Annotated in this window: 12 protein-coding genes; 10 read left to right on the top strand and 2 right to left on the bottom strand. The window is 32.5% G+C overall.

The annotated features are described in order from the left end of the window. Positions 1 to 162 precede the first annotated feature (162 nt). From argJ to holA, 10 genes are all read left to right on the top strand, one after another. The gene (gene argJ / locus ABMA45_RS08035) at positions 163 to 1383 is read left to right on the top strand and encodes a bifunctional glutamate N-acetyltransferase/amino-acid acetyltransferase ArgJ (protein ID WP_022089375.1); all 1221 of its coding nucleotides are present in this window, start codon (positions 163 to 165) and stop codon (positions 1381 to 1383) included. A 51-nt stretch (positions 1384 to 1434) separates the two neighbouring features. Continuing rightward, positions 1435 to 2349 carry an acetylglutamate kinase gene (gene argB, locus ABMA45_RS08030; RefSeq protein WP_022089374.1) on the top strand — a complete coding sequence of 305 codons (915 nt, stop codon included), beginning with the start codon at positions 1435 to 1437 and terminating at the stop codon, positions 2347 to 2349. A gap of 93 nt (positions 2350 to 2442) precedes the next feature. After that, positions 2443 to 3627: an aspartate aminotransferase family protein gene (locus ABMA45_RS08025; protein ID WP_022089373.1), complete on the top strand. Its 1185-nt coding sequence runs from the start codon at positions 2443 to 2445 to the stop codon at positions 3625 to 3627. Positions 3628 to 3672: 45 nt separating this feature from the next. Then, positions 3673 to 4101: a DMT family transporter gene (locus ABMA45_RS08020; RefSeq protein ID WP_022089372.1), complete on the top strand. Its 429-nt coding sequence runs from the start codon at positions 3673 to 3675 to the stop codon at positions 4099 to 4101. Between the two features lie 130 nt (positions 4102 to 4231). Next, positions 4232 to 4834 (top strand): helix-hairpin-helix domain-containing protein, encoded by a 603-nt coding sequence (locus ABMA45_RS08015; protein WP_022089371.1) that lies wholly within the window; start codon positions 4232 to 4234, stop codon positions 4832 to 4834. Positions 4835 to 4848: 14 nt separating this feature from the next. Continuing rightward, entirely contained in the window at positions 4849 to 5535 is a 687-nt protein-coding gene (locus tag ABMA45_RS08010; RefSeq protein ID WP_022089370.1) for a response regulator transcription factor, read from the top strand. Between the two features lie 4 nt (positions 5536 to 5539). Next, positions 5540 to 6997 (top strand): sensor histidine kinase, encoded by a 1458-nt coding sequence (locus tag ABMA45_RS08005; protein WP_022089369.1) that lies wholly within the window; start codon positions 5540 to 5542, stop codon positions 6995 to 6997. A gap of 25 nt (positions 6998 to 7022) precedes the next feature. Further along, the gene (locus ABMA45_RS08000) at positions 7023 to 7946 is read left to right on the top strand and encodes a GerMN domain-containing protein (RefSeq protein WP_022089368.1); all 924 of its coding nucleotides are present in this window, start codon (positions 7023 to 7025) and stop codon (positions 7944 to 7946) included. Positions 7947 to 7996: 50 nt separating this feature from the next. Continuing rightward, positions 7997 to 10369: a DNA internalization-related competence protein ComEC/Rec2 gene (locus ABMA45_RS07995; protein WP_347996145.1), complete on the top strand. Its 2373-nt coding sequence runs from the start codon at positions 7997 to 7999 to the stop codon at positions 10367 to 10369. A gap of 262 nt (positions 10370 to 10631) precedes the next feature. After that, the gene (holA, locus tag ABMA45_RS07990) at positions 10632 to 11630 is read left to right on the top strand and encodes a DNA polymerase III subunit delta (RefSeq protein ID WP_022089366.1); all 999 of its coding nucleotides are present in this window, start codon (positions 10632 to 10634) and stop codon (positions 11628 to 11630) included. 194 nt (positions 11631 to 11824) lie between these two features. Here the strand turns inward: holA and fucO are convergent, their stop codons facing one another. Together fucO and ABMA45_RS07980 are read right to left on the bottom strand one after the other, a co-directional pair. Continuing rightward, on the bottom strand, positions 11825 to 12970 hold the full coding sequence (gene fucO, locus ABMA45_RS07985; RefSeq protein ID WP_022089365.1) for a lactaldehyde reductase: 1146 nt from the start codon (positions 12968 to 12970) through the stop codon (positions 11825 to 11827). Between the two features lie 529 nt (positions 12971 to 13499). Further along, positions 13500 to 13928: hypothetical protein (locus tag ABMA45_RS07980; protein WP_348030108.1), on the bottom strand; the 429-nt coding region annotated here is incomplete at its 5' end.

The raw sequence follows: 13928 nt of genomic DNA, 5'->3' as shown, positions 1-13928 counted from the left end.
GCCGTGTTGCACATCGGAACGAAGAGACGATGTGAAAAGAATGGCGAAAGCCGGGGAATCACAAATGTAAACACAGCGAGATGAAAGTTGCAAAGCAACTGAAATCGAGCTGAATATGGATAATCAAAAGGGCAAGCCAGCTTGTTAATTGGAGGAAATATAATGAAGAAAATAAAAGGCGGCGTAACAGCACCACAGGGCTTTTCAGCAATGGGCTTAAACGCAGGAATAAAAAAAGATAAAAAAGACATGGCAATGATATACAGTGTTGTACCTTGTACAGCAGCAGGAACATTTACAACAAATCAGGTAAAAGCAGCTCCCGTAAAATGGGATCAGAAAATGATATATGAAAACGAATTTTCACAGGCAGTTGTATGTAACAGCGGAGTAGCTAACGCATGCACAGGTGAAGAAGGCATGAAATACTGTGAAGAAATGGCACAGGAAACAGCAGCAATGCTTGGGATTAACAAGGAAAGCGTATTAGTTGCATCTACAGGTGTAATAGGAGCTCAGCTTCCTATGGATAAAATTGTAAACGGAATAGGAATGCTCGTACCTACATTAGATGCAAGTTTAGAAGGTGGACATTTGGCAGCGGAAGCAATAATGACAACAGATACAGTACCAAAAGAAGTAGCAGTTGAATTAATGATAGGTGGCAAGAAGGTTACAATTGGTGGTATGTGTAAAGGATCAGGAATGATTCATCCAAATATGTGTACAATGTTAGGATTTATTACAACCGATGTTAACATTTCAAAAGATTTATTATATGAAGCATTAAGTAATGATATAAAAGATACATTTAATATGATTTCTGTAGATGGAGATACATCCACAAATGATACAGTATTATTACTTGCAAATGGATTAGCAGAAAATAAAAAGATTACTGAAAAGAACAAAGACTATTATAAATTTGTAGAAGCATTACATGAAGTAACAGTAACTTTATCAAAGAAGATTGCAGGAGACGGTGAAGGGGCAACAGCTCTTTTAGAAGTAAAAATGATTAACTGCGAATCAAAAGAACAGGCAGTTACATTAGCGAAATCTGTAGTTACATCAAGTCTTGTAAAAGCAGCAATTTACGGACATGATGCAAACTGGGGAAGAATCTTATGTGCAATGGGATATTCAACAGCTAAATTTAATCCTGATAGTGTAGATATTTATTTTGAAAGCAAAGTTGGAAAATTAAAAATAGTTGAAAATGGTAGAGCAACAGATTACAGTGAAAAGATGGCTACAAAGATTTTGTCAGAGCCTGAAGTTACAACAATTGCTGATGTGAAAATGGGAGATTGTGAAGCAACAGCATGGGGATGTGATTTGACTCATGAATATGTATCAATTAATGCAGATTACAGAAGTTAAAAAAGCAATTAATAATAAAAAAAGGAATAGAGAAAGAAGGATAGGCAGGCCATGATTATGAAGGGATCAAAAGAACTTGAGATGGAAAAATGGATTGAAAAAGGAAATGTATTAATTGAAGCGTTACCTTATATTCAGAGATTTAGCAGAAAAATTATTGTTATTAAATACGGCGGAAGTGCTATGCTTGATGAAAACTTTATGCAGAGTGTAATACAGGATATTACTCTTTTGAAATTAGTAGGATTTAAGCCAATCATCGTTCATGGTGGAGGTAAAGCAATAAGCGGTTTTGTTAATAAGCTTGGAATGGAGCCAAAATTCATAAACGGATTAAGAGTAACAGATGAAGATACATTAGAAGTTGCGGAAATGGTCCTTAATAAAGTAAATAAACAACTTGTTCAGATTGTGGAACAGCTTGGCGTAAAAGCAATCGGAATAAGTGGTAAAGACGGTGGCATGCTTAATGTTAAAAAGAAATATTCACAGGGTGAAGATATTGGATATGTAGGAGAAGTAACAAAGGTAAATCCGGATATCCTTTTAGATTTGATAGAAAAGGATTTCCTTCCTATTGTATGTCCGATAGGATTGGATGAAGATTTCCACGGATATAATATTAATGCTGATGATGCTGCAAGTGCAATCGCAGAAGCAGTAAATGCAGAAAAATTGGCATTCCTTACAGATACAGAAGGTGTTTATATGGATAAGGATGATCCAAATACAGTTATTTCTGAAATGACAGTATCTGAAGCAAAAAATTTGATTGCGGATGGAACTATTCAGGGAGGAATGCTTCCTAAGATTAATAACTGTATAAATGCTATTAACAATGGCGTTTCACGAGTACATATTTTAGATGGAAGAATTCCACACTGCTTATTACTTGAAATATTTACAAATAAAGGTATCGGAACAGCTATTTTAGCAGATGACCAGGAAAAATTTGGGAATGAATAGAAAACAAAATGAAGAGAGTTTTTCTATAAATATTTCCTATAATTAGCCAACAATCAAAGGATGTGGCAATATATTTATACAAGGAGAAATGAAATGACAGCTCAGGAATATATGGATAAAGCAGAGCAATTTTTAGTACATACATACAACAGATTTAAAATTGTAATAGAAAAAGGCGACGGAGTATATTTGTATGATGTAAATGGAAAGAAATATTTGGACTTTGCAGCAGGAATTGCTGTATTTGCATTAGGATATAATAATAAAAAATATAATGATGCATTGAAAGCGCAGATTGACAAGGTAATACACACTTCTAATTTATATTACAATGTACCGGCAATTGAAGCAGCACAAAAAGTTGTTGAGGCAACAGGTCTTAAAAAAGTGTTTTTCACAAATAGCGGAACAGAGGCAATTGAAGGTGCTATAAAAATGGCTAAAAGATATGCGTATGATAGGGACGGTCATGCAAATCATGAAATTATAGCTATGAACCATTCTTTTCACGGAAGAACATTAGGAGCGTTGGCAGTTACAGGAAATGCACATTATCAGGAACCATTTGGACCTATGATTGATGGAATAAAATTTGCTGAGTACAACAATCTTGAAAGTGTTGAGTCATTAATAACTGATAAAACATGCGCGATTGTTTTAGAAACACTTCAGGGCGAAGGCGGAATATATCCTGCAGATGAAGAATTTATCAAAGGAATAAGAAAGCTTTGTGATGAAAATGATATAATAATGATTTGTGATGAAATTCAGTGTGGAATGGGACGAACAGGTAAAATGTTTGCTTATGAACATTATGGAATTAAACCGGATATCGTTACAGTAGCAAAAGCATTAGGTTGTGGTGTTCCTGTTGGAGCATTTGTTGCAGGAGAAAAAACATGTAATTCATTAGTACCGGGAGATCACGGAACTACATATGGTGGAAATCCATTAGCTACTGCAGCAGTTTCTACGGTATTTGATTTATTTAAAGAAGAAAAAATCGTAGAAAATGTAAATAAAGTTGCTCCATATTTGGAAGAAAAATTGGATGAAATAGTTAAAGATTTTGACAATGTAACTGCAAGAAGAGGAAAAGGATTTATGCAGGGACTTGTCCTTACAACACCTGTAGGAGAGACAGTTAATAAGGCTATTGAAAATGGTTTATTAGTAATTTCAGCCGGAAGCGATGTACTAAGAATGGTGCCACCGCTTACGATTACAAAAGAAAATGTTGATGAAATGATTGAAATATTAAGAAAGTCATTAGTATAAAAATTTCAAAACCTCACATAATACTTCAAGAGGGAGGAAAGTATTATGTGGGGTTTTATTATTGCATTAATTTCAGGAGCTCTAATGAGTATTCAGGGAGTTTTTAATACGAAAGTAACGGAAAGTTCAAGTATGTGGGTCGCAAACAGCTGGGTACAGTTTACAGCTTTAATTGTCTGCATAATTGCATGGTTTGTAACAGGCAGGGAAAGTATGACTGCAATATTTAATGTAGAACATAAATACATGCTTCTTGGTGGAACTATAGGGGCAGTAATTACATGGACAGTAATTAAAAGTATGGATAATCTTGGCCCGGCGCAGGCTGTACTGATAATTGTTATTTCCCAGATTGTTGTTGCATATCTGATAGAAGTTTTTGGAATATTTGGAGTGGAAAAGGTACCTTTTGAATGGAGTAAATTAGTGGGAGTTGTTTTAGCCGTTGTGGGTATATTTATATTTAAAAAATAAAGTGAGCATATAAAGTAGATTAATATTAAATAAAATCAATAAAATCAGGTATTTGGATATTGCGATTTGAAATTTTATTAGGTATTATTATTGTGTACGTTTAAGGGAAACTCCGTAAAAAGGAGGAAAAATGTACAGAATATTAAATAAATTAAGTTATTTTACAAAGAATGTAAGCATTGTAGTGTTGATGATATGTGCAGGTATTATTTTAACGGGATGCGATGATTCTAAGGAAATAATGATTAACGAAGAAACAATTGAAGAGAGTTATGAATATACAGAAAATAAAAATCATATTTATGTATATTTAAGTGGAGAAGTTGAAAGCCCGGGTGTTTATAAATTAGAAAATGAAGCAAGATTATATCAGGCAATAGAGTTAGCAGGGGGCATGACAAAAAATGCCCAGAAAGAATATTTAAATCTTGCAGAGACAGTATATGATGGACAACAGATTCATATATTGTCTAAGAAAGAATATAAGAAAAGTCAGGAGCAGGACACTGATATTGTGCAGAATACAGATAGTGATAATGCTTTGATAAATATTAATACAGCGACACCTGAAGAACTACAGAGTCTTTCAGGAGTAGGTGAAACAAGGGCTAAGGCTATAATAGAATACAGGGAGAAGAATGGAAAGTTTCAGACAATAGAAGACATAAAGAATGTGTCAGGAATTGGAGATTCTACTTTTGAAAATATACAAAATGATATAACTGTAAATTAGAAGAAGAGGTATAAATGAAGGTTTTAGTGGTAGATGATGAGAAATTAATTGTTAAAGGAATCAAATTTAGTCTTGAACAGGACGGAATGGATGTTGATTGTGCATATGATGGTGGAGAAGCTATAGAGAAAATCAGAGAGAATATATATGATATGGTTTTACTTGATTTAATGCTTCCGGTATTTGACGGGTATGAAGTGTGCCAACAGGTGCGTGAATTTTCAGATGTTCCAATAATTATGCTTACGGCTAAAGGCGATGATATGGACAAAATATTAGGACTTGAATACGGTGCAGATGATTATATCACAAAACCTTTTAATATTTTAGAAGTTAAGGCCAGAATCAAAGCAATAAACCGCAGAAATACGAAGAAGTCACCTAAGGCTGTGGAAAAGCCAAAGGTTATTGTAAGTGGTGATATGAAGCTTGATTTAGAAGATAAGAGATTATTTATCGAAGGAAAAGAAATAAATGTAACGTCAAAAGAATTTGATTTGTTAGGACTTTTAGCGACAAATGTTGGAAAAGTTTACAGCAGAGATGAATTGTTAAGATTGGTATGGGGAACTCATTTCCCGGGAGATGCAAGAACAGTGGATGTTCATGTTAGAAGATTAAGAGAAAAAATAGAAAAAAATCCTGCCCAGCCACAGTACGTACATACAAAATGGGGAATGGGATACTTTTTCCAGGGTTAAATAAATGAAGAAGATAGTAGATAAATTTATAAATGTTATTACAAGTATGAGATTTAAAGTATTTGTAATAACATTTATTGCGATTATAATACCGGTTATTGGCTCGAATTTTTTAATTGGAAAGATGGCGGTCAATAACTATTCAAAACAAAGATTTGAAAAATTTAAAGCACAAAATTATATACTTAGAAACTGTATATTAAGCGAAAATTATATGGACAACCAGGATTCTGAAATTGCTGAGGCAGAAATGTCACAACTTGCTACAGGATTTGAAGGAAGAGTTGAAGTTATAAATAGTGACTATATTATAATAAAGGACACATATAATTCAGACGAAGGAAAAACAAATATTTCTTCAAGTGTTATAAAGGCAATGACAGGTGATGAAGTATATAATTATTATGAGGAGCAGGAATATGTTGAATATGTACTGCCCATAATGTCTACTGTTACAGATGTAAATGGTAACAGTCAGACTAAAATACTTGGAGCAATGTATACAAGATATTCAACAACAGCATTTAAGGAATTTTATTACACAATACTTAACTACATAGTTGTTATTGATTTACTCTTGGGAGTATTTGCATTGATAATGTCATGGATTTGTTCAAGAATATTAGTTAAGCCTATTAAGAGTATAGAAGAGTCTATTGAACGAATTTCAACCGGAAATTTGAAGGCGAATATTGAAGAAAAAGGTGAGACGGAAGTTAAAAACATAATCAGGGAATTTAACCAGATGGTTGAAATAATTGCTAAGCAGGATGAGTCAAGACAGCAATTTGTTTCAAATGTATCCCATGAATTAAAGACGCCAATAACTTCAATGAAGGTTCTTGCGGATTCTTTAGTAGGTCAGGAAAATGTGCCGGAAGAATTGTATCAGGAATTTTTAACGGATATAGCAAAAGAAATTGACCGTGAAAATGATATAATAACAGATTTGCTTAATCTGGTAAGAATGGACAGCGGAAATGATAAAATTAATATTTCAACAGTAAATATTAATGAACTTGTTGAAAGTACTTTAAAGAGATTAAGACCTATAGCAGAAGTAAAAAATATTGAAGTTGTGCTTGAAAGTTTCAGACCTGTAATGGCAGATGTAGATGAAGTCAAATTTAACATGGTTGTAACTAATTTAGTTGAAAATGCCATTAAATATAATGTGACTGACGGATGGGTAAGAGTATCGCTAAATGCAGATCATCAGTATTTCTATCTCAAAGTTGCAGACTCAGGAATTGGAATTGAAGATGACCAGCAGGAGCATATTTTTGAAAGATTTTTCAGAGTTGATAAGGCAAGAGCAAGAGAAACAGGTGGCACAGGACTTGGTTTGTCAATAACTAAAAATATTATATTACTTCATAAAGGTACAGTTAAAGTTCATAGTAAAGAGGGAGAAGGAACTACATTTACAGTTCGTATTCCATTAAAGTATATTGAACAATAAAGATTGAAACGTGGTGTTTAATAAAATGAACAGATATAAGAAAATAATATGCAGCATTCTTGTGTGTGTACTTATGGTTACAGCGGTAGGCTGTGGAAAAGCAAAAAATAGCAACACAAAAAAATATGATGGGAATTATATTTTTTATGTTAGCCGGGATAAAGATAAACTTGAAAATGAACAATATAAAACAAAGAGTTCAGATACTTTAGAACAGGTAGATGAAATGATAAAGAAGTTAACAGGTAAAGCCATTCCGAAAAAAGTAATTGTAAACAGTTACAATCTTTTGGATGGAATTTTAACATTGGATTTTAGTGAGGAATATCTTGAAATCAGCAAGGATGAAGAAGTGTTAATAAGAGCAGCAGTAGTCCTTACTTTAACTCAGATTGAGTCTGTAGATTATGTCGCATTTACCGTTAATGACAGTGCGTTGACAAGAAGAGATGGAACTATTATAGGAAATATGCAGGCCACTGATTTTGTGGATAATTATGGTAGTGATAATAACATTGTATTTTCAACAAGATTTATTCTCTATTACGGAAATGAAGATAGTTCTAATTTAAAAGAATGTGATGTTATGGAAAATTATACAGGAGAAGAATCTAAAGAAGAATTTATTGTAAAGAGACTAATAGAAGGTCCGGATGAAAAGGGATACAATAGAATTTTTCCAAAAGATGTAAAGTTAATCAGCGTTATGACTACTGATAATATCTGTTATGTAAATTTCGATTCAAATTTTCTGACAGAACAGATAGTTGGTTCTCCTGAACTTGCAATATATTCTATAGTAAATTCTTTATCAGAACTTAACTATGTTCACAAAGTTCAGATAATGGTAAATGGAAATACAAATGTAAGTTTTAAAGGAGTGAAGTTAGACAACGCTTTCATTAGAAACTTAGATTATATTGAAAATGAAACAAAAGAAGGAGAATAGCTATTAAAAGACCAATATTAACAATAACATTGGCTTTTGTACTTGGAGAGGTGATAGCTATATATGCACAGGCAGCATTGTTATTTGTAACAGTGCTGCTTGTTTTGCTTTCATTTATTTTACTACTATTTAAAAACAGGGAGCAAAAGATTGAAAAAGTAATGTTAATGACATTAAGCTTATGCTTTATGGTTGTTGGATATTTGATTACTGAGGGAGAACTTTCTAAAAAGAAATCAATAGATGAGATGAATGGACAAACAATCGTTGTTAATGGAGAAATTTTACAGATAACAGACACAAAATATGGATTTAGATACAAAATAAAAACAACGATAGAGAATTTAGCAGAAAATAATAAAAGAAATTTGAAAAAAATAAAGGATGTAAATTTGATTTTTGAAACGAAAGAAGAGTTATCTGTATCTATCGGCAACAATGTTAAATGCAAAGGCATAATTAATAGATTTGACAAAGCACGAAACAAAGGAAATTTTGATTCAGACAAATACTATCAGTCTCTTGGAATGTATGGAGAAATAGCAAATTGCAGTGTAGAGATAACTTCTAATGAGACAAACCTTATAAAACAGAGATTATATGATTTGAAGAAAAGTTATACAAGGCAACTTAAAAAGATTTGCAATGATAATAACGTAGGTGTTTTTAAGATATGTAACCTGGAAAACGGAGGGATTATACAGGGAATTTTGCTTGGTAATAAGAATGATATTAATGACGATATTAAGTCACTATATCAAATGAATGGAATTTCACATATTTTGGCAATTTCCGGGTTACACATTTCATTAATCGGCTTGTTTGTGTATTCATTAATTAGAAAGAAACTTAAATTTATACCGGCAGCGTTTTTTTCAATTTCAATTATCTTGTTATTTTCAATGATGACCGGATTCGGGGTGGCGACAGTAAGGGCAACAATTATGTTTATAATGAATATTGCCGGCGAAGTTTTGGGACGAAAAAATGATAGGATAAATGCGATAGCGTTAGCATTTTTACTTATTGTATGCAGTAATCCGATGGTAATAATAAACAGTGGATTTCAAATGTCATTTGCGGCAATAATAGGAGCGAATTTTGTATGGAAAATAACAGAAAAATTTATGGATATAAAAGGAAAAATGTGGAGCGCATTTGGATTTAGCTTGTGCATCACTATTGTTATGAACCCTATTATAGCCTGGAATTATTATCAGATACCAATGTATTCAGTACTACTAAATTTAATTATTGTTCCATTAATGGGAATCGTTATAGCGAGTGGATTTGTGGGACTATATTCTTCATATTTGTTTGTAATTATTGGAAAGATAACTATTTTGCCGGCGTGTCTGATTATAAAGATGTATGGTTTGTTATGCACGATAGTAGAGCATATTCCATTTTATAATATGATATGTGGCAAACCCAATATATTTGTGGTTATAATTTATTATTGTACGATTGCAGGCATGTGCATAGGAATGAAAATATATCTAAAGAAAAGTGAGGATAAGGAGAGTAAAAAGATAATACCAAAAACAGGGCAAATTGTCGAAAGCAAAAAGAGTAAGAAAGCAAAAAAGAGAAAAATTTTCATTAAAAAAATTATATTTGTTTTTGGAAGTTTCATAATAATAACGATAAGTTTATTTGTGCATATATTTACGGGATTTGAAGTTAATTTTCTTGATGTGGGGCAGGGAGATGGAATTGCGATTCGGACACATGATGCTTTTATAACTGTTGACGGAGGAAGCAGTGATGTTAAAAATGTAGGGAAGTACAGAATAATTCCGTTTATTAAATACAAAGGAATAAGGGCGATTGATTATGCAATAATCAGCCATCTTGATAATGACCATGTAAGTGGGGTAAGAGAGCTTTTAGAACAGTCAGACAACGGAGGAATAAAGGTCAGAAATATAGTATTGCCAAAGCTTTTAAATAAAGACGATGAATATGTGGAGATGGAGAAATTAGCCCATGCAATGGGTGTAGAGGTGCTTTATTTGAAAAATGGTGATTCAATAGAGGCAGGGCCATTAAAAATTAAATGCATAAATCCAGATATTAAAAATCAAATGGATGACAGAAATGATAACAGCACTGTACTTGATGTAAAGTATAAAAATTTTTCAATGCTTTTAACAGGAGATATAAGCAGTGAGGTAGAAAATAATATTGAAAAAAATTTGGCACAAAAATATACAGTATTAAAGGTTCCGCATCATGGTTCCAGATTTTCTTCATCAGAAAATATGCTAAGTAAAATTGAACCTAAATATAGCGTTATTTCGTGCGGTGAAGGAAATAGCTATGGACATCCTCATATAGAAACCATAGATAGATTAAATATGCATAATACAGAAATATTGCGAACAGATTTTATTGGCGAGATTGACTTTAGGATGGAGTGATAGATTTTATGTGCAAAATGAAATCGAATGTTAAAAAGAGATTTGCTAAATATTATCAGTAATAATACGATAATCCAAAGTAAAATGAATCGACTATTTAGAAGAATTATTTGTGAAGCATAAATATGTTATAGAAAATGAAAATCTTTTCCGTAAAAAAATAAAAATATGATACATTAGAATAAAACAGATGAATGGAATGAATTTCTGTGCTAAAATTATTTGTGCATTTAATTAAGTAATAAGGATATAAGAAATAAAAATGAAAACATTATCAGAAGATATAAAGACAGGAAAGTTTAAAAGAGTTTATTTGCTATGCGGTGAAGAAGAGTATCTTGTTAAAAATTATAAAAATCAACTTATTCAGGCAATAAATGGTGGAGATACCATGAATTCTAATTTTTATGAAGGAAAAGGCCTGAATGTAAAAGAAATTATCGATGTAGCTGAAACAATGCCATTTATGGCAGAATATAGATTAGTTGTGCTTGAAGATACTGAAATGTTTAAGTCAGGTGGAGATGAATTAGCAGAATATGTTAAGTCCATACCTGAAAGCACGATTATGTTATTTGTAGAAAGTAATGTAGATAAGAGAAGTAAATTATATAAAGCAGTAAAAACAAATGGATATATTTGTGAAATGACAAGCCAGACAGAGGGAGATTTGAGTGTGTGGGCTGCCAGATTGTTTGCAAATGCAGGAAAGCGCATAACAAAAGCAAATATGATGTATTTGCTTCAAAAAGTAGGAACGGATATGGAAACCTTATCTACTGAAATAGAAAAGTTAATCTGTTATTGTATGAAATCAGATGTAGTTGATAAAGAGGCAATAGATGCAGTGTGCATAACTCAGATGTCTGTTAAAATATTTGACATGATTGATGCCATTTCTACAAAAAATCAGAAAAAGACTCTTGATTCATACTATGAGCTCATAGCGGCCAAAGAACCACCAATGCGTATTTTATATATGATTACAAGACAATTTAATCTTATGCTTCAGGCAAAGGATTTGTCAAATCAGGGTATGGGTAAAAATGATGTGGCAAAAGCAATGGGAGTCCAGGCGTTTATAGCCGGCAAAAGTATACAGCAGGCAAAAAATTTTCAGATGAGAGAACTTAAGGATGGCTTAGCAGAAAGTATAAAAACAGAGCAACTTATAAAAAGAGGTGCTATGGATGAAAATATTGGAGTAGAAATGCTGTTAATTAAGTATAGTAAAAAAGAAGAAAAAAAGAAACGTGAATGAATTTAAATAAAATAAAACTGCTACTGTGTTTAGATATTTGTCTTTACATAGTAGCAGTTTGTATTGTATTAGTTTATATTTGGAAAATGTTTAATATGGAGTTCATAATAAAATATTTCCGTAAAACTTTATATATGAAATTTATTATAAAACATTTCCGTAAAACTAAATTAGTGTTTAAAATTTAATTAAAATTACATAATTTTTCTAAATAATTCTATGAAGTCATCAACACTTGCATCTTTAGGATTTCCCGGAGCGCAGGCATCTGCAGCAGCAGACTTGGCAAGGAAAGGTAAATCCTCTTCTTTTATTGCATCAAGTTTTGCAGGAATTCCTACATCAGCTGACAATTGCTTAACGGCATCAATTGCTGCTTTTCTGTATTCATCAGTTGACATTTCATCAACGCCTTTAACACCCATTGCACGGGCAATTTCACGATATTTCTCACCGGTACATTCCTGATTATATTCCATAATAATAGGAAGCATCATGGCACATGCAACACCATGAGGAGTGTCATAAACAGCACCTAAAGTATGAGCCATTGAGTGAGCAATTCCAAGCCCTACATTTGAAAATCCCATTCCGGCAATGTACTGACCAAGAGCCATTCCTTCACGACCCTCCTTAGTATTTTCAACTGCGCCTCTAAGAGATTTGCTAATAATTTCAATAGCCTTTAAATGGAACATATCTGTCATTTCCCATGCAGCCTTTGTTGTGTAACCTTCGATGGCGTGAGTAAGGGCGTCCATACCGGTAGAAGCTGTAAGTCCCTTTGGCATTGAAGACATCATATCAGGATCTACGATAGCGATAATTGGCATATCATGTGGGTCAACGCATACAAATTTACGTTTTCTTTCAATATCTGTAATAACATAATTAATTGTAACTTCAGCAGCTGTTCCTGCAGTAGTAGGTACTGCAATAATAGGAACACAAGGCTTTTTAGTAGGCGCTACGCCTTCAAGACTTCTTACATCTTCAAATTCCGGATTTGCAATAATTATTCCGATTGCTTTTGCTGTATCCATTGAAGAACCACCACCAATTGCAATAATGTAATCAGCTTTAGAATCTTTAAAAGCCTGAACACCATGCTGTACATTTTCGATTGTTGGGTTAGCTTTGATATCTGAATATATTTCATAAGCCAAGTCATTTTTATCTAAGATATCTGTAACCTTAGATGTAACGTTGAATTTGATTAAGTCAGGGTCAGAACATACAAAAGCCTTTTTGAATCCGTGTGCCTTTGCTTCTGTTGCAATTTCATTAATTGCACCTGAACCGTGATAAGATGTTTCGTTTAACATTATTCTGTTTGCCATGTTAAAATCTCCTTTCAATATTTTGTAAAAGTTAATTAATATGATGTCAGGGTGAGCTCTAAGGTCTTTTACCTACTTATGAGCAAACGCATGTGGGCTTGAACCTTTTGACGCTGACATCTTAATATATAACTAATGTTAATAACATAACATGTTAGTTCTTAAAGTATTAATAATTATCTTACGAATTGATTCCTATAGTCCTTCGGGCTAAGACCTGTGTTTTTTTTAAAAATAACGGAAAAATATGCAGGGTCATGAATTCCTATTTTATCAGATATTTCAAATGTTTTAAGGTTTGTATTTGCTAAGAAATCCTTGGCCATACTGATTCTAAGCATTGTAATGTAACTTACAATTGAATGACCGCATTCTTTTTTGAAAGTTCTGCTTAAATAGGATTCATTAGTGTGAACATTTTGTGCGATAAGCTCAAGTGACAAATCGTCAGCAATATGTTCTTTGATGTATATAATTGTTTCCTCTATGAAAGAACTATATTTTTTAGAGGACTGGGTTAATTGTTTTTTTACATCATCAGCTCAAGTGACAAATCGTCAGCAATATGTTCTTTGATATATGTAATTGTTTCCTCGATGAAAGAACTGTATTTTTTAGAGGACTGGGTTAATTGCTTTTTTACATCATATATAAGATTTCTGACAGTTTCTTTTAACTGGAAGAAATCTGAACCTGAATTTATTTTATTTATATATTCATCTTCTGTAGGAAGAGTATTACTTTTAAGCATTACTCTATAGCAAATAAGATAAATTTGAGTGCAGATGCTTCTAACAGTATTTTCATCAGAAAAATTGCTTTCAAGTTTATTAAATATAGAGCCTAAAATATCTGAAGCAGATTTAAAATCTAACTGTATAACTGAGTTTTCAAAATCGTGTAGCAGCAAATTAGTATCCGCAGAAAATGTTTCTTTACCTGCAACGTAATCACTGGA

Source organism: Eubacterium sp. CAG:156 (genome assembly GCF_000434315.1).
GTDB lineage: Bacteria > Bacillota > Clostridia > Lachnospirales > Lachnospiraceae > Eubacterium_U > Eubacterium_U album.
The sequence above is the reverse complement of the archived record's forward strand: the minus strand, read 5'-3'. Positions and strand labels throughout refer to the sequence as shown.